Here is an 18,827-nt window from a genome sequence, read left to right as displayed (position 1 = left end):
AGAATGCGAGGGGTCTTTGTGTGCCGTAATACGTTCGGCAAATTATTTGGGTAACTTCAGATCCACATCAGGAATGATAACGCTTGGTCTGAAATCAACTTTGTACTGGTAGGTACTAACACCTTTGCTATTTAGCTGCTCGGAAAAGTAAGTCACATTGTCAGAAATGCCTAGTGAATGCTTTTTAAATTCCGTATCGCTCGTCTTACAGGTCACATCAACCTTTCGTTCACTAACAGCTTCAAAGGCACACTTTCCTTCAATCGTTAGAACATAGTCACCAGTAACACCGTTATAAAAAACGATTCGTCGATCTAATTGGAAGTTGTCTGCTGCATGAGATAGATTTCGCGAGGCAACCTGAGCATCTCGAGAACAACCAACAGTAGCCATTGCACACATTAAACCCAGCGCAATTATTTTAGTTTTCATCATTTTGTTTTCCTTTTTTTTTGCAAAAATAAACCCCACTCATTGGCGGGGTTCTTAAATTTCCTTCAAACAACTTCGACAAACCTTTATCTCATCACCATCAATCGTGTGATCAATTTCAACCACACCATGAAAGCCGAATAAGCATTTTAAAAATTGGAGCATATTGTTCTCCTATCTGGTGTAATTCCACCATTTTAAAAGCATCGAATTCGAGGGAATTAGAATCTGGAATATTATTAGGAATAATTTGTGGTTAAAAATGTGGTCCCCTCATTTGTGAGGGTGGCAGGGTAAATGTCTTTTTAAAGGTTTCGAATTCGAAAGGTTTTAATTATGGCGAATTCGACCTAATTAGAATTTGGCGCGCCCAGTAGGATTCGAACCCACATAAGTCGGAATAGAAGTCCGATGCATAATCCTTTCTGCCATAGGCGCATTGGGTGGCGGTAATCAATTTAAAAACCACTACAAATTAATAGGAACCACCATAGGTGCCCTGATATTGCTTACACAAAAAACATTTCTCAGGGCATTAAAGCCCTTAACGTGGGCTAACCGCTACTCACTAAATCCACACATACCCAAGTGAGCTATGGATTGTGCTATCTAGATTTCGATTCAGTCATTATTTGGGGAGTCACCCCCATTTCTTAAGGTTTTACTCTGAGGCTCACTCAGTGCGTGACGAAATCGCACTGGATTCAAACCACTTATGCGGCTGGTTTCTGCATCACACCGTTTGTGCTTTTAGCTGAGAGAATTTAATCACAGCGTCACAAATCCAAGTTACCAATCGGTTGACGTTATTTTATAAAATCACCAATGATTCAGGTTTATAGGAAATTTCAGGCAACAAAAAAGCCCACCGTTTGGTGAGCTTTTAATATCAAACTAAATCAGAGTTGTTGGATTTCAGTCTTTAAAAACCTATACCCTTTTTCAACAAATATATTGGCTATTTCAGAACCAATATTTTTCTCTTGATTTAATTCGGTTTGGATAGCCTCATAAACACTATCAACACCAAGGTTGAGACCGTATTTGATGATACTTTCAATAAATTTTTCCATTAAAATTCCTTTTTAAATGGTACTTAAAATTACTGCACATCCTGTGCAAAACACACTTGGTCTCGGATAACCGTAATACGACCAGTATAGTAAAACTATACCCTAGTCATCAGAATAATGATAGCCCTATGCTCGCATTTCTTTGTAAGTATTTTTCTTGTACTTTTTAATTGCATTCGACGCTTCATCAATTGCAGACTCAAGCGCTAAACTCATTAAATCTTCATACGGTTTCCATGTTAGTCGATACACATTTGTTGTCATCTGCATCGAATTAATACCCGCATAATACAATCGACCTTGCGCTGTGAAATTCCCTTCAAGCTCAGGATTCAAAGCAAAGTCAATTACCATACGTGCAACCAAGTATGCCAAATGATTCATGGTGATATGCTCAGGCTTGCGCTTCTTATCATCCTTAGCATTGACCAACATAATTTTTACTAAGTGATTGCGCACATACTCATAATCGCTTTCGCACTTCCCATCAAAGACAATAAGCGCTGTAACTGACTTTGCAAGCTGTGTTTCCATGCTCGCAATCGCACCCAAACGATCTTCATAATTCAAAGGCTTCTCCCCAGTACCATGCGCTTGCGGCTCAAAGTTTGGTGACTTCGCTGTAATACCTTTGGTTAACCACTCAAACGGTTCAAATTTTTCTGCTGCTGCATTCACCCCTATTCCCTCTTACAAATTCACGTATTTAAAAAACAAGGTAGTCCCGTCTTGCTGTGGGATTAATACGCTTTGACCCTGTTCTAAAGTTTCAATCTGTTCTGTTGTTAAGTGTTTGCCTGCGTGTTTTAGGAAGTCCTCCTTGGAATCAAATTTGGCTTTTCCATAGATATTTGTATTGGTCTCATTCCAGTGCTCATAAAGCCAATACTTACCATTTGAATAAAGTGCCCAATCAAAATTATTAGCATTCATCCCAATCCCTCAAACTTCTCTAATATCGATATCGTGTACTGACTTCATTAAGTGTTTCTTGTTGCGATAACCCGGTAAATTTCTCGTTCCCGGCGACTTCACATCTTCAACAATGAATTTCCCGTTTTCGATGTATGTGAAATCTGCGTAATACCTAAATTCGGGTTTTGCTCTTTTCTCGCCTTCCAATTTCACTTTAGGTGCCAAGACAAATTTGACCTGACACCGTAACTCTGAAATTTCACCCCTCTGCATTCGCGCTGTAAGCTCGATATAGCGCTTGTACTCTTTGACGCTATCGAACTTCATTCCGTCCTTTTCAATGCGCTGTGCGTTAAATTTGCTGCGCCCAGACTTAGGTTTAGTCTTGGGCGCATATTGTTTATGGTATTCAGCGAGTGAGATGCTGGTCACTGGCACCTCGCAAAGCCTTTTCCAAAACATAAATCAACAAGGCTGCATCATCCTCATCGCAATAATTCCCTGTAATACTCAAGGCTTTATCAATCCGTTTCTGCTGGTCCTCAACTTCCTTCTTCTTCTCGATATAACAGGCCTCCATGTTGTTGAGCTGGGTTTTGAGCTGTTCGATCTCAGCCTGCTGAGCTTCAATCAAACAACCATCATAAAAAGCCACTTCTCCGTGCTCCTTACATGAATGACTCATCCCTCAATCACCCTCGTCGTCGGCGCAATATGATTCCAAATGTCTGACACGTCGTCAGTGCGGTCGTGGTCTGCGATGGCTGCGCGAATTGAATCCAATTTAATTATTTGGCCTTTTGGCTTTTTACAATCAACCCACTGAGCACCATCAGAAACCACCCAACCGTTATGCGACCACTCTTCGTAATATTTTCCATCGCAAATTACTGTTGCAGTTTCAGGCGCACCCACCACAATTTCCCGCATTTGTTCGATTGTTAGGTTCATGACTTCACCCCGAATAGTTGTTTGCATTGCTCTGTGGCTTGATACGCATAGATCGTTGTTTTAACCAAGTAGCCGCATTCAACCAGATCATTTAGACAAGCCCTTGCTGTCATTCTTGATGTCTCCAATGCGGCCTCAAGTACATCCGTCACGGTAATTTCACATCCTGCATGCACCGCAAGAATCAAAATATCTAGACGCTTTTCAAATGCGCTGCGTGCACGATCCCTGCTAGGTGATGCTGTTTTGAATGTCACGCCACACCTCCTGCCAAACGGTACTGATTGTTATAGCCACAATCCTCGCCACCCAGCGGATCATGCTCTCCAGATAACACATCACAACCATCCGGTATGTAATCAATATTGCACTTACCCCAGTAATACCGGCGGCACTGCAACTCCCCAGCTTTCTGCAATTCCGTGTACAAAAACGGACACAAGAATCGATAGCCTTCGTAATAATCAAAATCAATAAACACCCACTCATCAGTCATGGCTGCGAGTATTCTCGCTTTGATTCGTTCTATAATTTCCAGCTGCTCAGCTTCGGTTTTTAGATAAAACTCAGGCCCTTTTGCATAATTCCGCGCATACTGTGGCACGCGATCCATTGGATTTTCAGGCTCTTGAATGTCTGCAAAACCAAACATGTCTATTGTTTGAAAATCTTCTGCTTGCTTCACACCCCACCTCCTACACGTTGATCCTCTTCCATAAATCTCAAAGCAAATGGGATCTTCTTATTTTCAAAACTTAAACTTGCTCGGTATTGCTCAAAATTATCGAATGGATCTACATGCTCGAATTCCATGCTTTCGACTTCCTGAGGATCTTTCAAAACCTCGATCATCTTGTTTACAGGTTCACGCTTGATCAGATCTTGGATTCTCGCTAACGCTTCTTGAGCAGTTGTTTTGAATTTCTGAGCGTCTTGATTTAGCTCCGAGCTTGATTGCTTGTATTCAAGTTGTGCGGCTGCCTCAGGTGCTGGTAGAAACCCCTCCAATTGAGCCTGTTGAATTGCTGCAATCTGCTGATCCTTGTCCACACCAAGACTTGTTGTGTAAACCGGTTTAACACCAAGGTCTTTCGCTTCAGTAACCAATCGCTCATACACAGCAGTAAAGATCTTTTTAGCTTCAGCCATTTGATACTTATCACCAGTAGCAACCAAGTCAGCACACTTCTCGAATGCCTTAGCTGCTTGCTCAGTCCACACCACTGTCAATTCGCGACCAGTACCCATTTCGATTGAACTTTTCGCAATAGCCCAAGCTTCATGCGCATCAAGCCATTCTTCTGATTTAGGCTCACACCAATCTCTGAACTCAGGAACTGTTGGTGGCCACTTTTCACGTTTCATACGAGCCATGCCACGAGTGAAATCTTCAACCGTCAAACCTTGGTAATTTTCAAGCATCTCTTGAGCGAGTTCAGCGATATCAACACCTGTCCACTGGTCCGCAAACTTCTTGCCGTAGTTCACACGCATTTTGTTGATCAGACGCATAACGTCCTGAGTAGTGATGTTAGGCATTACCCACCTCCTGAATCACAAACGGCTTTTTTGGCGTTACATCAATCGCCTCATCTGCGAGAGCTTCTTGAATACCTTGCTTCCAACGATCCATTTCAGATGCGGTGCGTTGTTGAGAGGTTTGCATTTGCGGCTTTGCTGCATTCTGTTTTTCAGAATCCTGATTTCGCATAATCCATTGAACAAATTTCACCAGTGCTTTGTTGGCAACCATGTGTTGATCTGCGTAGTACAACTCGAATTGTGATTGCAGTTGATCAATGTACTTCTGATCCACCTCAAACCGACCTGCCATTTTCAATTTCGTGTTCACCGTGTTCAGGTCAAACGTATATTTATATTGGTTATTGGTTAATGGTTCTTGGTTAATGGTTAATGGTTTATGGTTAAGGTTTTTTTGGGTTTCATTTTCAGAACCCAAATTAACCGACTGGGTTTCTTTTGGGTTTTGCAAATCCTTGTTTTTTGGTGGTCGACCACCTTTTTTCCCATTTTCACGATTTTTATCGGCATGAGCCTGATATCCAGCGATTTCAGCATCACAACGTTTATTGTGAAAACCGTCTTCTTGCTCAACAAAGAAGTCAGAAAGCACATTTAGAACAGCTTGCTTTTCCTCTTCGGTATTTGCACGTAACCGACGAAAAACCACTTGGGTTTCTTTGGGTAATGGTTTTTCATTCAAGTAATAAAAATCCAATGCACGACGGTAAAAGCATTCCTCAAGTGCATTCAAGTGAACTGTGTCACGCATGAAATCGCCAATATGGTGTAGGTATTTATGCATTAGTTACACCTCGCTCTAGCTTAAGGTTCACACCGAGTTGATCACATTCATCTTTAAGCTCTGAAAGCATGTCACCCAAACCAAACAGATCTAAACGATTCGCAAGGTTTTGCAGAAATAAGCGTTTTGCTACTTCTATGTCTTCTGTTGAGTCGTGCACTGGGCACTCATGATCTTCACACTCCGAGCATTGGAATTCATACCCACTATCAACCAACTCATCCGCAATTCGATTTAGGTGGTTGCTGTGAGCTGTCCAGATGAAGTCGGACACTTCTTCGATTGTTATACTCATGCCGCTACTCCTTGCTCTAACCATTTCGCAATGCGAGTAATAAGCTTCTGAGTCAGCTTCACTTGCGTAAAAACCTTCTCACCTGATTCAAATAATCGAGGTGCAGAAGTCACAACATGCACAAGCTTTTGATCAATGGACTTTTGATATGCCTGAATTTTTGAGAAGTTGTCGCGGTATACGACTTTGTGATCCAGTAGGTATTGCGTTAATTGGTTTTGACCAACCTTGAGAACTTTAGCGGCCTCACGAATACCTAAAACATTGGTGCAGTCAGCAATGCGATCTAAGCCTTTTGCTTTTGGTTCGAGGATTGCGACCTGTCCGCGCAATTCGATATTCTCCTGCTCGGCTTGCAGAGCCAATTGGATTAGATCCATGCGGGATAATTCAGTTGGTTTTTGTGGTTGGTAAGCTTGAGCTTCAAGCTCCTGCCAACGTTTAATAACTCGATTACGCAAAACAATGCTGTAACCAGTAACCAAGGTCATTGTTAATTCTTCATCTAACAAATATTCGGTTTGTTGGCGGTTCATTGAGTCAAAATAGATATGCTCAAAGTTGAGCGCATCTAAATTTAAGGATGCGAACATTACGTCGCAGTCACGCTTAACATTTCGATGTTCTTTTTCGCAAAGTTCTGCAATTTCGCGAGTGCCCATAGTTTTCTGTTCAGAATTTCCGAACTGTGGTAAAATTGGCATGTTCATATTGACTAGACTCCTTATCGAACATCAGGCTCAGTGGTTGCACCCACTGGGCTTTTTTCGTTTTCACACGATGTATTCACTGTATTCGTGGTATTACCGAATGCTTTGCTGAGATACTCATGTTGTTTCTTGAATTTCATGAGCTTTTCTATGGCAGCATCACGAATCCACTCTGAACGCTTTACATCATCCATGGCAGCCAAAGCGTCAATGGCTTGCAGTGCTTCATGCGTCATTCGCACCGATGTAGAATCGGTTTTCTTTCCGTTTATATCCAGAAAACCTAAATTTAAGGCTTCTTGCATTTCGTCAACTCCCACTGGTAAGACTCCCCTAGTCCTTGGTGCTTTTATTGGTTATGCCGTTAAGGCTTGTGGCTTCGTTTCAGAATCACGAAACGTTTTAAATCGTAAATTCAAGGCTGAACGATCTGCTTTAAGCACACCATTTGTTTGCACCTCGAAAGTTGCTTGTATTTGCGGAGGGATTCCGTTGTCTTCCCATTCAGTCATTGTTGAGCGACCCACCTTTAGCTTTATCGCTAATTGGGATTTGTTTTTAACTCCGTAATGACTAATGAGATCTTGGATATTCATATTCAAAACCTTGAACAATTTCATTCAATTTATTGAACAACATGTTCAAGTAATTGTCAAATTAATTGTTCATAATTCTGAACATCAACAATAGAGTACTCCGCCATGCAGCAAACCGTTTTTGAAAGGATTCAACAGCGCATGCTTGAATTAAATTTATCTCAAGCTGATTTAATGCGAGCTACTGGGGCTGCAAGAGGCACAGTATCAGGATGGATTAATGGACCTAATAGCCCAAGCGCCAAATATTTAGACTCACTTGCAACTGCATTAAGAACAACTTCAACATGGATATTGACAGGTAAAGATGACGACAAATCAGGTCGCCTAGATGGAAATGTATCATTAAGTCCAATTGCATCAGTAGGTTATGCACCATTAATATCATGGGTGCAGGCAGGTAGTTGGACGGATATGGATTCTATTAATAATATCGAAGATTGTGAAATGCTTCCGCTTGTGCCGGGCGCAGGTAAAAGAAGTTTTTATTTAGAAGTTAGGGGTTTAAGCAACGCACCACACTTTGAAGAGGGTGAGAAAATTTGTATAGATCCTGATTGGGAGTTGGGAAATATTCAAACAGGTGAGATGGTTGTAGTTAAATGTGACGGTGAGGCAACATTTAAAGCTCTTATAGTTGAAACTAATGGTTATTACCTAAAACCATTAAACCCAAATTGGAGCGAGCAAGTCATCCCACTCAAAGAAAACTGTGTATTAGTTGGTAAATATGTTGGATCGTTCAGACCTGCTAAGAAATTCAATCTAGTTTAATAAAATCATAATTTTAGCCCGCCATTGCGCGGGCTTTTTTATTCAAAAAAATAAATACACGTTCAGTTTTCTGAATTATTTTTTACTTTTCAGTGTTCAAAGTATTGACATTATAGTTCAATTATCTGAACATAAACCTCGTAATCAATAAAAAGCCCCGAACAATCTTGGCGGATGCGGGGCATGAACTACGGGGAGCATTATGGAACAACAAGAATCAAGCCGTCAACTTATTCGCACGTTGATATCGAACCAAAACCGCAAGATGGTCATAAACCTATCTGCGCTTAAATCAAAGCAAGAGCGCCTTGAAAATGGTGCGAAGAATTTCTTCGCTATCGCCCTGCTCATTTCAATCTTCTTTGGGTTGGTGTTAATGGCTTTTTATAAACACGCGGAACAAATGGATCGTCAGGCTGTTGTGGCGATTAAGGGAGGTGTGTGATGGAACAACCTACCTTAGAACGATTTTTAAAAGACGTTGCTGCTCATCAATTGACCGTAAATTTAGATCAAGGTGTGTATAGAGATATCACGGTTAAAAAACCCCACTCAGTAGATATGTATTACAACATCACAACTCGACCAGGGTTCTTAATTTTCACTGGTGATATGGGTGATTTTATCTTTGAGCGCACTAATGACATGTTTGGCTTTTTTCGAGGTCAAGATGATGCGTATTACATCAACACAGGGTATTGGGGTGAAAAAGTACAAGCAGGTGAAATCAGTAAGTTTGATCCAGAAACGGCATGCAATTCAGTAAAACAATATCTTACTAATTTTATTGATGATTTAGACCTTTTAGACTCAGAAGATCAAGAAAAGTCAAAACTAGCATTGGAAGCGGTGAACGACTTTATAGGTGGAAATCAGTATTCAAGTGAATTTGATTTTTGGCAAGAAATTAATTCTTGGGATGCGGATGAGGCTGGTGGTCTTGAGCTAAATGATTTTTGGGAAGCGCCAACCACAGCTAAAACCTACCACTTTGTTTGGGCGTGTTACGCCATTGTTCACGCAATCAAGTTGTATGACACACATAAATCAAATGAGGTGCCAGCATGAACATCAAAGCTAATACTTTAATCCTTGCCCCTGTCTTCCCTGATTTTGAAGTTGCTGAAGACATTGCTATTCAAGATGGCAAGGTTGAATTCACGCTTCAGTATCGCTTCGATTTTATCAGTGATGCGTCTATCGAATGCAGCATGCCATTACTTGAGTGCACACAAGGTTTTGCAGTTGGTGATTCAGATCCACAAAACTGCCATGAAATTGATATCCCTGCTTTTAAAGCAATTGAAAACACACTGGTAACTGTAATGAAAACTGATGCTGTGGCAACTAAAGAAGGCAATGAATTTGTCTTACTTCCTGAGCAGTTACGTGCGTTGAATGAGTTGATTTTTGCGTGGTGTGAAGAGCAGTTTTTAAAGGAATCTGAACAGCAAGCTACTTACGTTGCAGAAGATATTGCAGAGGAGATTTACGGATGAATGCGCCAGTACATGTAAATCAAAATCCGTTTGCGGTTTCTGCGCCACAAACTCAAGCAATGTCTACTGTTCAGGCTGATAGTCAGCGTGCAGTTGCTGAGGTTCAAGCTGCCCTTGTGATTGCAAAGCAGTTTCCACGTAATCCAATTGAAGCTTACGACCGCGTGATGAATGCTTGTCAGCGTCCAGGATTAGCCCAGTCCGCTGTGTATTCTTATGCACGCGGTGGTAGTTCAATCTCTGGCCCATCAATTCGCTTGGCTGAAATGCTTGCTCAGAACTGGGGGAATATTCAGTACGGAATTCGCGAGCTTTCATCTGAAAACGGTGAATCTACTGTTGAAGCCTTTGCTTGGGATGTTGAAACCAATACTCGTCAAACCAAGGTTTTTCAGGTTCCACATATTCGCTTCACACGCAGTGGATCTAAAAAACTGACCGATCCGCGCGATATTTATGAGTTGGTTGCAAACAATGGCGCACGTCGACTTCGTGCCTGCATCTTGGGCGTAATTCCAGGTGATGTTGTGGATGCTGCTGTGGATCAGTGTGAAAAAACCATCCATGCAAATGCAGATACATCACCAGAAGGCGTGCAGAAACTAGTTAAAGCTTTCGAGCAGTTTGGTGTCACTAAAGAAGATATTGAGGGCTTCATTCAGCGCCGACTTGAAGCCATTACCCCTGCAAACGTGGTGTCACTTCGCAAGATTTTTACCAGCCTTCGTGATGGTATGAGCTCAGCAAAAGATTGGTTTAAGAATGCTAAAGCTGTGGAGGTAGCAGCGGTTGAGGCACCTAAACCATCCCTGTCTGATGATGAATTTAATGCAGCACTTGAACAGTTGAATGCTGGCGCGATTGATAAGGCTTACATCCTTGATGGATACGGTTTGACAGATGCTCAGCGCATTGCAGTGGAGGCTCAGTGATGCAATTGAGAGTAGGTTGCACAGTGGAAACCATAAACATTCCCGAACCTGATGAGATTTGCTATGACGGCATGATCGGTAAGGTTATTGCTTACAACCCAAGTCAGTACAATGGCGAGCATCCATGGGTTGTTGAATTTGATGTAGGTACAGGATTTTTTCCAGCTTCTGAATTAAAAGTTTTATCGGAGGTGCAATCATGAAACTATTTCGCTGCTCATCTCTACATAAACTTATTGGTGATGCTCAAAGCATTGCCAGTGAGTTGCGAAATGATGAAATTAACACTCTCATTCGTAAGAAAAAGCGCACAGAAGAGGAAAATGCTTTAGTTCAAAAACTCAAAGATGCATCACTTTCTGATACTGCGAAAAATGCGATTCGCGATGTGGTGAAAGAGGATTTATATACATTCCGCTCATTCAAAGGGAATCAATTCACAGCTAAAGGCAACATGCTAGAAGACTTGGCGATTGAAATGTCTGGGAAGATGCGCTTCAAAAAGTTTAAAAAGCATGAAGGTCGTGTGAATACAGATTTGATCACTGGTGAGTGCGACATTCTTGAATTAAATACCCCGACCATTGGTGATACCAAGTGTACTTGGGATATTGGCACCCATCCTTTCTTTGCAGATGAGGCCATGGAGAAGGTTAAAAAAGCAGGTTATGACGTGCAGCTTCATGGTTATTTTATGGCTTATGAAGACTGGTATCTAAAAACTTTTGGCAAAGAAATTAAGTTCGAGAGTGGCTTTATTGATTTTTGGCTATTCCCTTGCCCTGTCGAGCTCACAAAAGATTGGGATGATCGGGAGCAATTGATTGATCTTGTTGAAAAGATTGATATTCGTGAGCGTCTTACAACTGTTGTGATTGAGCGCGATGAGACAATCATTCAGAAGATCAAAGACAAAATCCCACACTGCCAAGCGTACTACGAAAAGTTATTTACTGAACGTAGCAAAGGGAGGATTGCAGCATGATCTTCCGAATCAAAAATAAACATGCCGACGGCTTCAAAATTTGGTTAGAGAAGCTCGGTTATGTGAAGAAAGTCCTTGCAGATGGTAGCTGCACTTTTAGCGGCAAAGGCACACGTAAGGCTTTGAGCTATGTGTTTGTAAAGAATGATTTAACGGGTAATTCTGCATGCCAAGCGTTATTTGATGAATATGAAACGCACTTGCGCAGCCCTGCTATATCAGATGAAACGAATGAAAATTTAGCGCGTGTTGTGGCTAATCAAATAATGAAGGTGGCGTGATGGATATTCAGAAAGAAAAGCACAATTACTTGGCTATGCTTGTGGCTGAAGATGCAATCACTCAAGAGCAATGTAGCAACTTGAGTTTATACAATGGAGGTAACTACTTTCATTCCGATTTTTTAGCTTCTTCAAAAATTGATTGTATTAATTGGGGTTGGTCTGCATGGTTGAAAGCCAAAACCCAAGCGGTGCCGGAAGGGTTTGTTTTGGTGCCGAAAGATCGCTTAGCAAAAGCAGTGGATGGTATAGAAGCATTGTTTGAAGAAGATTGTACATTGGCTTTGGGTCAATTACTTCCGATTCAACAGGATTTGAATGCAATGATGGAAGCACAAGGGCCAGCCAATGACTGAATACAAAATTACAAGTCTAAAGGATCTACTAAACATCCCTGTGGATCGAATTGATGATTGCTTGGATGAGTTAAAAGATGGCCTAAAGTTGATGCATGCTCAAATGGTAGCTTTTGAAATCCCTGTGGCTGACGCTGTATTCGATAGCTTCACCTGGAAAGATGATGGCGCGAAAGATATGACCAGCAATGCACATTTTTCTTGTGGTGGAGTTGTTCAAGTTAAGGTGGATCAAAATGACTGAAATTCAATTAACAAAACCCCAATTCGCTCAGCTCCAAATTGACAACTTAACTTCTAAAGACATGCCCTATTTTGAAAACTGGGAGGCGCATGAAGTTGGACTGTTTAATGCGATTGTGAATGCGGTCGACTACGACAATGAGTTTACTTTCAATATGCGCGGTTGGTCTCGTCAGCGCGTTGTAAATGGCACAGGCGGCATGATCGAGGTAAATGAAATGAACGCTGATGAGCTATACCACTTGTTTAGTTGTTATTTGAGCGGGTTGCCTAGAAATGTTGTGGAAAGTTTGAAGGAGGTGTCATGAAAATTAAGCTAAATGAAATGTCACAGCAAGACAAAGATATGCGATTAGATCGCTTCCTTGCTGCATCAGATCAACAGTTATTTCCGCAGGAAGATGTAGCAATATACCTCTCCTGCTCCATTCATACCTTGCAGCGCTTGCGCTGTGTAGGTGGTGGCATTCCTTATACCAAGGTTGGTCGATGTGTTACTTACAAAAAAGCGGATGTTCTGGCCTACCAAGAGCGACAGACAGTAATGAATACAGCCCAACTTGCCTCTTAATCGAAGCAGTTGAGCTTTCCTTGATACACGGCTTCAATGTCATTCATTGCAAGCCGTAATTTTTTGAGTGATACCTGCACATACCCACCAGTCACATCATTTTTAGCGCCAGAACGGTGGTTTAAAAGTCGCTTAATCGTATATGGACCATAATCCAAATTATTACAGATGGTGGCAAAAGTTCGACGCAAATCATGCAGTGAGATTTCAATACCTGTTTGCTCGCCTATCGTTCTTAACAAGCCTTGAGCGCCTGCAATATGCTTTGCATTTGATGTCATATTGGAACCCGGGAAAACATAATCATTTCTTCGCAGCTCATAACGCTGTTTGATAATCTCAAAAAGATGGTCACCCATTGGTAATAAGTGGTCATCACCGTTCTTTGGATCCTTAAAGACAAATAAGCCCTTCTCAATATCTACATTTTCCCACTTCAAGGTTTGAGCTTCATTTCTTCGGCACCCGGTATACATGATAAATAGCACCAGGTCGCGTGTAGCATTCTTGGAAGCATCTTCATATAAGGAACGCTCAGTGAAGTAATTCAGGACTGCATTGTAAAAAGTATGGATATTGCTTTCATCCAGGTGGCGTGTACGTGCTTTAGTTTTATTCCAGCCACGTTTTGCAGGAATCACATCAATCGGGTTTTGTTTAAGAATTGGATTTTCATCGGTTGAGCAATGGATTTGGGTGAAGCGCCAGATGGACCCAAGCATTTTTAAAGTAAGGTTGGCTTGAGTGGGGCTATATTCGGTCAGCTTAATGAACCGGTCAAATACATCCTTTTTATTGATTTCAAATATAGGCCGTTCTTTCCAGTCTGAAAGAAAGGTATTAATGCAGTGATTGTAGGTATTCACAGAAAGCGGTTTTAATTTTCTTTGCTTTAAGTACAGGTCGAACGCCTGACTTAATGTGATCTCATTATTTAAGGCATCTTTCTTTTTCTCAAAAACACCATTAGCAATATCAGCCAAAATGGACTGAGCCTTTTTTCTGGCTTCTGCAGGTGTAATCTCATTAGTCTTGCCTAGCGTCACACGGAATAGCTTCCCGGCATGTCTCCGCTCGACAATATAAGATTTGCTTTTTGTTGTAGCTCGGACTGCAAAACCAATCAAATCTGAGTCACGATAGATGGCTTGCCCTTTTTCAGTCAATGCAATAGCATCAACATTAGATTTGTTGAGTTTCATTTCAAGCTTAATTTACAAATTCGACACTTGCATTTTAAGCCTGAAATTACTCAACAGTCTACATATAGTCTACACGTTATTTTTTAGTGTAGACGTGATGTATAATAAATTAATATATAACAACAGCTTAAATCACACTATATTTTCTGACTACTAGAAGCGCCAGTTATAGAACAAGTCGATTGCACGCTCTAAAGACTGACTCGCTTCCAAGTACAAACGTTGATTCATTTGATAACGTAAGGTCAGTTTATTCACTGGTGTAAATACCCCGACACCATAACGAATGAATAAGTCAGGTGTGATATAACCCGTCACAGAAACCTGAGTATCATCTCCTGTTCCTTGAGCATCCAATGCCAAACCACTCAGACCAAATGTACGACCAATTTGATTGGTCAATGCACGTGTACCACCCAAGCCCATACTAATACCGGCTGCAGCAATCGTGTTGTTCACATCAGAACGGAAACCTTCCGCCTGACTTAAACCTGAACTTCCTTCATTGATACGACCTGTAATTAAGGCATTTAAGGCTTCTTGTTCAGATAGACCTGCATCGTTATACACCTGAATTGCAGGACTTGATGCTGTACCTGTCACACGAACACCAACAGTACTGCCTTGCACGGCTTTATTGGCATCGATATCTAAAGTTGGGTTTGCCAATGGTCCATTGAAACGAGCAATCGCACGGTTCAAGTCCAGACTTTGACCATAAGCTTCAATTTTCACACGTTGAGAAACACCGATTGCACCATTGGCACGCATTGCTGTTTCTAAACCACGTTGTGTCAAATTCAAACGACCAATCAACGGAATTCGACTATCAAAACCTTGGAAAATCACTTGATTACCAATATTCACCTGTACGTCAGCGCGAATATCCCAAGGACGTGCTGATTTTAAGATCTCAAGTTGGTTATCACCTTCATGTACCACACGTACATCTGAAGATACCCCAACCACTGTTGCAGAAGATTCCGGCATCGAAATCAATGCGCGCGGCACATCAATTTTACCTTTTAAGGTTAATTTCTTACTGAAAGGCAGCACATCTAAAGATAAATCAGGCGTTACAACAGCGGTGATCAATGGCGCTTGACGGACTAACATTTCATTACCCGTTAAATTCAACTGGATACGTGGATCATTTTTCCAGTCAATATTTCCGGTTAATTTGCCCACACCACGACCACTGTTAAATGCACCATCAATCGTCGCGTAGTTTTGACGCACAGCAGAATACAACTGAATATTGGTCAAGTTTACAGGTAATGAAATCATGCTAATCGAGCCATTTTTCACTCGAATCTCACCATCCATTAAAGGCTGAGACAATGTTCCGCTAATTTTTGCCGCATAAGACAACGTACCGCCCATTGAACGGACATCTTGTATAAATGGTTTTAAGATTTTCAATTGAACTTGGTTAAAGGCCACTTCACCACGGATCGGTTTATTGGCTTTATACGGATCAATAATAATATTGGCATAACCTGTACCAATATCAGGAGCTTTGGTATCGAGTCGAATTTGTAGCCCTTCAGCGACACTTTTCGCAATCAAACCTACTTCATCATATTTTAAAGTGGATGCTAAATACTGTGGGTCTTCCGCTGCTAAACCGAGTAAACCGTCACGAGTCACTAATCGTGCATCAATTTTAGGTTTTGCACCTTTCGCCCAAGACGCTTTCGCATAACCATTCACTTTACCCGTAATCGCCAGGCCTTCAGGCATAAAGGCTGCAAAGTCGTTTAAGTCTAGATTCTTTGTCACAAAAGATACATTGCCGCGGTTTTTATTCACACGGATCGGCTGATCAAAACATAATTCGCTTTGCTGACTCATCCAACAATGCGCACCGACAAATAAGTCAGACTGTGCAGTGTTGTAAATAATCGACGCATTTTGACGCTGTACGAGACGTGTACGCAAGGAGTCAAAATCGCCTTTTTGAATCTGACCAAGCCAATTATTTTGTGCGTTGAAACCACCAGCTAACTGCACATAAAATTTTGATAATTTATTTTCAGCACTGACTTTTAATAAATGCGCATTACGTGTACCGGCCAGTGAAATTTGACCTTTTACAATCTCACGGTTGTTACTGCGTAAATTATCCATCGTTGCCGTTAATAAACTTGGTGAAGTCGCAGAAGTTGGCAACTCGCCTTGTACCCGTATTTTTTTTACACCGAATAAATTATTAAAAGCGAAGTCATCTATTGCGATATTGGCAGACGCTTGCAGTCTTGGCTGTGCTTGAACATTTAAGTAGCCATAAGCACGTCCACGTAGGCCTGCATAAATTTCATATAATGCTGGTGCATTAATTTTCAATTGTAAATTTTGTGCATTACCAGTGGCTTGAATTTGGTTATTGGCATAAGCCAACAGCAAATTATTCGCTTCAAACTGTTTTGGCATAAAGCCGGATTGATTTGAATTAATCACCATCGCCAAGTTACCTTGACCACGGACAGGTTTGTTATTGATCATACCTGCCAAATTCAGACGTTCAATTTGAATACGTTTTAGCGCATCTGACCACACACCACTGGTTTTTAAATTTCCAGATAATTCACCCCGTACATTTGAGGCAAAATAATGCGGCTTAAAATGCACCAGTGATGCATTAATATCCCAACCAATGGCTTTTTGTAGTAAAACTTGTCCATTGGCAGAAATTTTACCTGCCACGCCATCATGACGCAGCTCGGCTATTTTAATTAATTCAGGTGTACCCGATACTTTGAAAATCAAACTGCCTTTACTTGCGGCAACTTGGCTTGCATTGAGGCCACCATCATAATTCACAGCAAAAGCTTTAAAGCCTCCACCTTGTTTCTCATCATGGAAAGTCAGCGCAGCAGTAGATTGACCTGTTAAATGAACTGTTTCATTTTGCTGTGCAAGTCGGCCTAACAAATCAATATTATTCAGCTGAATAATCTGTTGATTTGGTTTTGCATAACCATTGGCTTTTAATGCCCCTGTAATTTGGTCGACAGGCGCAGCAGCCACGATGGTTTGCGGATTAAACTGCTGTGCTTGTACATTGGCTTGCCACTTCAGCATGCGTTTTTCATCAGGCAATTCTACAACTGCGTTACCTTTGAGCTGACCTTTGTCGGCCACATAACTAAAGGCAGGGACATTGAGATTGTTATTTTTCAGATTCAGTTTGGCTTGATATTGGCCAGCAGGCAGAGCACCTTTTTCATGTCGTGACACGGTGGTCGCCACATTAATGTTTTGCTGACCTTCTGTAAGCGCCAATTGCACATTGCCCGAATCACTACTCAACCATCCAACATATGGCACTGCACGGTCTATATTTTTCCAAGACACATCCATCAGCATCGGCTGAGCTTTATTATTTTTAGCAGGCGCTTGATCGAGTTTTAAATTCCAAGTTTCATATTGATCAAAATCCACCAACGCCGTCAGGTGCATGCCTTTTTCAAGGGTCCCTTTAGAAGCAATCTTACTATTTAAACTCACAGGTAGAAAATCTTGAACCACCTGCGGAATCAACTTATGTTTTGGATTAATTTTATCTAAACGACCGCTTACATCCCAAGTGACCTGATCTTTCCAACTCACCACGCCGCCCAAATTGACAGCGCCGCCCATCACTTGACCATTTAGGTTAGTAATATCAAGTTGATTGACCAAGTCCGTACTCATGAGCGCAGTATATTTACCTTCAGGAATATTGGCCCCGCTCAGGTCCGTGTCTAAATCTAAATTGAGACGCTGAATATCCCCATTGAATTTTGCCAGACCATTTTTAGCAAAGAGCTTTTGCTCAGTCAGTAACGGTAAATGATAGTTTTTAAATTTGAGCGCACCAAACATCGGGACATGTGGACGCATCGGATGGACCACAGCCCAACCAGTTAAAAGATCTGGGGTATGTGTTGCCACACCGGCTTGAATTGTATCCAACGATCCTTTAGCCACCACTTGAATATCATGAATATTCAAGCTTTCACGTAGTGAAGGTAAATTGACAATCCCCACAGCATTTAGCGGATACTTGCCTTCAAATTTCATATTCCCAGACGCTTGGCGCACAGATAAATAGCCCATATCCATACGGGTATCTTCAAATTTTAATTCCGTCCCTGACCAAAGCGCTTCATTCAATTCAATGTCATAAAAATCCACACCTGAACTATGGGTTTTAATCAGCATATGATCTAGATCTGCATGATCGACACGAAGTACGAACGGCAGACGGATTTCACTAAATGCAAAAGGTTTATCGCTAGGTGGGGTCTTGGTAATAATTTGCAGATTATTAACATCTGCTTTATTTAAATGAATTTCTTTATTAATAATGGCGCGCCAACCGAGTGTAATATCGGCACGGTCAATTTTTACATCGACAGGTTTTAGCGTAACGAGGACATTTCGTAAAATAATGCCCCGCCACAGGTTACCACCTTCATATTCATAGTGAATGATTTGCTGACGTTCCAGAACACGGTCAAGTAAAAACTTACTGCCTTTGTCTGTAGAGAACATGACCGCCAATGCAGCCACCAAAAAGATAAGCACGAACACGAAGGTCAAAATGACACTTCGAAGAATACGACGCTTCTTCGGCAGTTGCTCTACCGGCGTTTCGTTTTCTGGTTCTTGCTGTTCTTGTTCAGTCATAAAAAACACATC

Annotated in this window: 29 protein-coding genes, 1 tRNA gene and 1 pseudogene; 12 read left to right on the top strand and 19 right to left on the bottom strand. The window is 41.4% G+C overall.

The window, feature by feature from the left end; all coding sequences use genetic code 11:
- Positions 1-42: 42 nt before the first annotated feature.
- The 17 genes and pseudogenes from G0029_RS06560 to G0029_RS18545 form a co-directional block, all read right to left on the bottom strand.
- Positions 43-432: a hypothetical protein gene (locus tag G0029_RS06560; RefSeq protein ID WP_180110144.1), complete on the bottom strand. Its 390-nt coding sequence runs from the start codon at positions 430-432 to the stop codon at positions 43-45.
- 362 nt (positions 433-794) lie between these two features.
- Positions 795-870, bottom strand: a tRNA-Arg gene (locus G0029_RS06555).
- A 461-nt stretch (positions 871-1,331) separates the two neighbouring features.
- A complete protein-coding gene (locus G0029_RS06550) occupies positions 1,332-1,505 on the bottom strand; it encodes a hypothetical protein (protein ID WP_180035574.1) in 174 nt (57 codons plus the stop codon).
- Between the two features lie 126 nt (positions 1,506-1,631).
- Complete coding sequence (locus G0029_RS06545; protein WP_180110116.1) at positions 1,632-2,183, bottom strand: hypothetical protein; 552 nt, start codon at positions 2,181-2,183, stop codon at positions 1,632-1,634.
- A gap of 12 nt (positions 2,184-2,195) precedes the next feature.
- Positions 2,196-2,438 carry a hypothetical protein gene (locus G0029_RS06540; RefSeq protein ID WP_180110117.1) on the bottom strand — a complete coding sequence of 81 codons (243 nt, stop codon included), beginning with the start codon at positions 2,436-2,438 and terminating at the stop codon, positions 2,196-2,198.
- Between the two features lie 9 nt (positions 2,439-2,447).
- The gene (locus tag G0029_RS06535) at positions 2,448-2,852 is read right to left on the bottom strand and encodes a DUF1064 domain-containing protein (protein WP_180110145.1); all 405 of its coding nucleotides are present in this window, start codon (positions 2,850-2,852) and stop codon (positions 2,448-2,450) included.
- Positions 2,830-3,075: a hypothetical protein gene (locus G0029_RS06530; protein WP_227591881.1), complete on the bottom strand. Its 246-nt coding sequence runs from the start codon at positions 3,073-3,075 to the stop codon at positions 2,830-2,832. Before G0029_RS06530 ends, G0029_RS06535 begins: the two co-directional genes overlap by 23 nt.
- 26 nt (positions 3,076-3,101) lie before the next feature.
- Positions 3,102-3,371 carry a hypothetical protein gene (locus tag G0029_RS06525; RefSeq protein WP_180110118.1) on the bottom strand — a complete coding sequence of 90 codons (270 nt, stop codon included), beginning with the start codon at positions 3,369-3,371 and terminating at the stop codon, positions 3,102-3,104.
- Complete coding sequence (locus G0029_RS06520; RefSeq protein WP_180110119.1) at positions 3,368-3,628, bottom strand: hypothetical protein; 261 nt, start codon at positions 3,626-3,628, stop codon at positions 3,368-3,370. The genes G0029_RS06525 and G0029_RS06520 overlap by 4 nt, the downstream gene beginning before the upstream one ends.
- On the bottom strand, positions 3,625-4,056 hold the full coding sequence (locus G0029_RS06515; protein WP_180110120.1) for a hypothetical protein: 432 nt from the start codon (positions 4,054-4,056) through the stop codon (positions 3,625-3,627). Before G0029_RS06515 ends, G0029_RS06520 begins: the two co-directional genes overlap by 4 nt.
- The gene (locus G0029_RS06510) at positions 4,053-4,910 is read right to left on the bottom strand and encodes a hypothetical protein (protein ID WP_180110121.1); all 858 of its coding nucleotides are present in this window, start codon (positions 4,908-4,910) and stop codon (positions 4,053-4,055) included. Before G0029_RS06510 ends, G0029_RS06515 begins: the two co-directional genes overlap by 4 nt.
- Positions 4,903-5,697 (bottom strand): YdaU family protein, encoded by a 795-nt coding sequence (locus G0029_RS18235; RefSeq protein ID WP_227591880.1) that lies wholly within the window; start codon positions 5,695-5,697, stop codon positions 4,903-4,905. The genes G0029_RS06510 and G0029_RS18235 overlap by 8 nt, the downstream gene beginning before the upstream one ends.
- Positions 5,690-5,992: a hypothetical protein gene (locus G0029_RS06500; protein ID WP_180110122.1), complete on the bottom strand. Its 303-nt coding sequence runs from the start codon at positions 5,990-5,992 to the stop codon at positions 5,690-5,692. The genes G0029_RS18235 and G0029_RS06500 overlap by 8 nt, the downstream gene beginning before the upstream one ends.
- A complete protein-coding gene (locus G0029_RS06495) occupies positions 5,989-6,702 on the bottom strand; it encodes a phage antirepressor KilAC domain-containing protein (RefSeq protein WP_180110123.1) in 714 nt (237 codons plus the stop codon). The genes G0029_RS06500 and G0029_RS06495 overlap by 4 nt, the downstream gene beginning before the upstream one ends.
- Positions 6,703-6,716: 14 nt before the next feature.
- A complete protein-coding gene (locus G0029_RS06490; protein WP_180110124.1) occupies positions 6,717-7,007 on the bottom strand; it encodes a ribbon-helix-helix domain-containing protein in 291 nt (96 codons plus the stop codon).
- 51 nt (positions 7,008-7,058) lie between these two features.
- Positions 7,059-7,214 (bottom strand): hypothetical protein, encoded by a 156-nt coding sequence (locus tag G0029_RS06485; protein ID WP_306669726.1) that lies wholly within the window; start codon positions 7,212-7,214, stop codon positions 7,059-7,061.
- Positions 7,215-7,241: 27 nt separating this feature from the next.
- Positions 7,242-7,298: pseudogene (locus G0029_RS18545) on the bottom strand (hypothetical protein); the annotation flags it as partial.
- Between the two features lie 105 nt (positions 7,299-7,403).
- On the opposite strand from G0029_RS18545, the gene G0029_RS06480 reads away from it, so the two are divergent.
- The 12 genes from G0029_RS06480 to G0029_RS06425 all read left to right on the top strand — a co-directional run bounded on the left by G0029_RS06480 (position 7,404) and on the right by G0029_RS06425 (position 12,939).
- Positions 7,404-8,072, top strand: coding sequence for a LexA family protein (locus tag G0029_RS06480; protein ID WP_180110126.1), 669 nt, complete (start codon positions 7,404-7,406; stop codon positions 8,070-8,072).
- Positions 8,073-8,274: 202 nt separating this feature from the next.
- Complete coding sequence (locus tag G0029_RS06475) at positions 8,275-8,517, top strand: hypothetical protein (protein WP_180110127.1); 243 nt, start codon at positions 8,275-8,277, stop codon at positions 8,515-8,517.
- Positions 8,517-9,140 carry a hypothetical protein gene (locus G0029_RS06470; protein WP_180110128.1) on the top strand — a complete coding sequence of 208 codons (624 nt, stop codon included), beginning with the start codon at positions 8,517-8,519 and terminating at the stop codon, positions 9,138-9,140. The genes G0029_RS06475 and G0029_RS06470 overlap by 1 nt, the downstream gene beginning before the upstream one ends.
- Positions 9,137-9,571, top strand: coding sequence for a hypothetical protein (locus G0029_RS06465; protein WP_180110129.1), 435 nt, complete (start codon positions 9,137-9,139; stop codon positions 9,569-9,571). Before G0029_RS06470 ends, G0029_RS06465 begins: the two co-directional genes overlap by 4 nt.
- Positions 9,568-10,503: a hypothetical protein gene (locus tag G0029_RS06460; protein ID WP_180035557.1), complete on the top strand. Its 936-nt coding sequence runs from the start codon at positions 9,568-9,570 to the stop codon at positions 10,501-10,503. Before G0029_RS06465 ends, G0029_RS06460 begins: the two co-directional genes overlap by 4 nt.
- Before the next feature lie 23 nt (positions 10,504-10,526).
- The gene (locus G0029_RS06455; protein WP_180110130.1) at positions 10,527-10,706 is read left to right on the top strand and encodes a hypothetical protein; all 180 of its coding nucleotides are present in this window, start codon (positions 10,527-10,529) and stop codon (positions 10,704-10,706) included.
- On the top strand, positions 10,703-11,488 hold the full coding sequence (locus G0029_RS06450) for a hypothetical protein (RefSeq protein ID WP_218948126.1): 786 nt from the start codon (positions 10,703-10,705) through the stop codon (positions 11,486-11,488). The genes G0029_RS06455 and G0029_RS06450 overlap by 4 nt, the downstream gene beginning before the upstream one ends.
- On the top strand, positions 11,485-11,769 hold the full coding sequence (locus G0029_RS06445) for a hypothetical protein (protein ID WP_227591879.1): 285 nt from the start codon (positions 11,485-11,487) through the stop codon (positions 11,767-11,769). The genes G0029_RS06450 and G0029_RS06445 overlap by 4 nt, the downstream gene beginning before the upstream one ends.
- Positions 11,769-12,125: a hypothetical protein gene (locus tag G0029_RS06440; RefSeq protein ID WP_180110131.1), complete on the top strand. Its 357-nt coding sequence runs from the start codon at positions 11,769-11,771 to the stop codon at positions 12,123-12,125. Before G0029_RS06445 ends, G0029_RS06440 begins: the two co-directional genes overlap by 1 nt.
- The gene (locus G0029_RS06435) at positions 12,118-12,369 is read left to right on the top strand and encodes a hypothetical protein (protein WP_180110132.1); all 252 of its coding nucleotides are present in this window, start codon (positions 12,118-12,120) and stop codon (positions 12,367-12,369) included. Before G0029_RS06440 ends, G0029_RS06435 begins: the two co-directional genes overlap by 8 nt.
- On the top strand, positions 12,362-12,676 hold the full coding sequence (locus tag G0029_RS06430; RefSeq protein ID WP_180110133.1) for a hypothetical protein: 315 nt from the start codon (positions 12,362-12,364) through the stop codon (positions 12,674-12,676). The genes G0029_RS06435 and G0029_RS06430 overlap by 8 nt, the downstream gene beginning before the upstream one ends.
- Entirely contained in the window at positions 12,673-12,939 is a 267-nt protein-coding gene (locus G0029_RS06425) for a helix-turn-helix domain-containing protein (protein ID WP_180110134.1), read from the top strand. The genes G0029_RS06430 and G0029_RS06425 overlap by 4 nt, the downstream gene beginning before the upstream one ends.
- On the opposite strand, the gene G0029_RS06420 is transcribed toward G0029_RS06425, so the two are convergent.
- Positions 12,936-14,141 carry a tyrosine-type recombinase/integrase gene (locus tag G0029_RS06420; RefSeq protein WP_180110135.1) on the bottom strand — a complete coding sequence of 402 codons (1,206 nt, stop codon included), beginning with the start codon at positions 14,139-14,141 and terminating at the stop codon, positions 12,936-12,938. The two genes, G0029_RS06425 and G0029_RS06420, sit on opposite strands and share 4 nt — an antisense overlap.
- Positions 14,142-14,294: 153 nt before the next feature.
- Entirely contained in the window at positions 14,295-18,815 is a 4,521-nt protein-coding gene (locus G0029_RS06415; RefSeq protein ID WP_180110136.1) for a translocation/assembly module TamB domain-containing protein, read from the bottom strand.
- Positions 18,816-18,827: the final 12 nt, after the last annotated feature.

The organism is Acinetobacter sp. YH12138 (assembly GCF_015218525.1).
In the GTDB taxonomy this organism is placed as follows: Bacteria; Pseudomonadota; Gammaproteobacteria; order Pseudomonadales; family Moraxellaceae; genus Acinetobacter; species Acinetobacter amyesii.
The sequence above is the reverse complement of the archived record's forward strand: the minus strand, read 5'-3'. Positions and strand labels throughout refer to the sequence as shown.

Coding starts and splice junctions, on each gene's coding strand:
- G0029_RS06475 (WP_180110127.1), top strand. CDS start 8,275: ATGGAACAACAAGAATCAAGCCGTCAACTTATTCGCACGTTGATATCG.
- G0029_RS06415 (WP_180110136.1), bottom strand. CDS start 18,815: ATGACTGAACAAGAACAGCAAGAACCAGAAAACGAAACGCCGGTAGAG.
- G0029_RS06440 (WP_180110131.1), top strand. CDS start 11,769: ATGGATATTCAGAAAGAAAAGCACAATTACTTGGCTATGCTTGTGGCT.
- G0029_RS06460 (WP_180035557.1), top strand. CDS start 9,568: ATGAATGCGCCAGTACATGTAAATCAAAATCCGTTTGCGGTTTCTGCG.
- G0029_RS06510 (WP_180110121.1), bottom strand. CDS start 4,910: ATGCCTAACATCACTACTCAGGACGTTATGCGTCTGATCAACAAAATG.
- G0029_RS06490 (WP_180110124.1), bottom strand. CDS start 7,007: ATGCAAGAAGCCTTAAATTTAGGTTTTCTGGATATAAACGGAAAGAAA.
- G0029_RS06525 (WP_180110118.1), bottom strand. CDS start 3,371: ATGAACCTAACAATCGAACAAATGCGGGAAATTGTGGTGGGTGCGCCT.
- G0029_RS06480 (WP_180110126.1), top strand. CDS start 7,404: ATGCAGCAAACCGTTTTTGAAAGGATTCAACAGCGCATGCTTGAATTA.
- G0029_RS06560 (WP_180110144.1), bottom strand. CDS start 432: ATGAAAACTAAAATAATTGCGCTGGGTTTAATGTGTGCAATGGCTACT.
- G0029_RS06550 (WP_180035574.1), bottom strand. CDS start 1,505: ATGGAAAAATTTATTGAAAGTATCATCAAATACGGTCTCAACCTTGGT.
- G0029_RS06465 (WP_180110129.1), top strand. CDS start 9,137: ATGAACATCAAAGCTAATACTTTAATCCTTGCCCCTGTCTTCCCTGAT.
- G0029_RS06485 (WP_306669726.1), bottom strand. CDS start 7,214: ATGACTGAATGGGAAGACAACGGAATCCCTCCGCAAATACAAGCAACT.
- G0029_RS06495 (WP_180110123.1), bottom strand. CDS start 6,702: ATGAACATGCCAATTTTACCACAGTTCGGAAATTCTGAACAGAAAACT.
- G0029_RS18235 (WP_227591880.1), bottom strand. CDS start 5,697: ATGCATAAATACCTACACCATATTGGCGATTTCATGCGTGACACAGTT.
- G0029_RS06500 (WP_180110122.1), bottom strand. CDS start 5,992: ATGAGTATAACAATCGAAGAAGTGTCCGACTTCATCTGGACAGCTCAC.
- G0029_RS06450 (WP_218948126.1), top strand. CDS start 10,703: ATGAAACTATTTCGCTGCTCATCTCTACATAAACTTATTGGTGATGCT.
- G0029_RS06445 (WP_227591879.1), top strand. CDS start 11,485: ATGATCTTCCGAATCAAAAATAAACATGCCGACGGCTTCAAAATTTGG.
- G0029_RS06420 (WP_180110135.1), bottom strand. CDS start 14,141: ATGAAACTCAACAAATCTAATGTTGATGCTATTGCATTGACTGAAAAA.
- G0029_RS06540 (WP_180110117.1), bottom strand. CDS start 2,438: ATGAATGCTAATAATTTTGATTGGGCACTTTATTCAAATGGTAAGTAT.
- G0029_RS06425 (WP_180110134.1), top strand. CDS start 12,673: ATGAAAATTAAGCTAAATGAAATGTCACAGCAAGACAAAGATATGCGA.
- G0029_RS06435 (WP_180110132.1), top strand. CDS start 12,118: ATGACTGAATACAAAATTACAAGTCTAAAGGATCTACTAAACATCCCT.
- G0029_RS06470 (WP_180110128.1), top strand. CDS start 8,517: ATGGAACAACCTACCTTAGAACGATTTTTAAAAGACGTTGCTGCTCAT.
- G0029_RS06430 (WP_180110133.1), top strand. CDS start 12,362: ATGACTGAAATTCAATTAACAAAACCCCAATTCGCTCAGCTCCAAATT.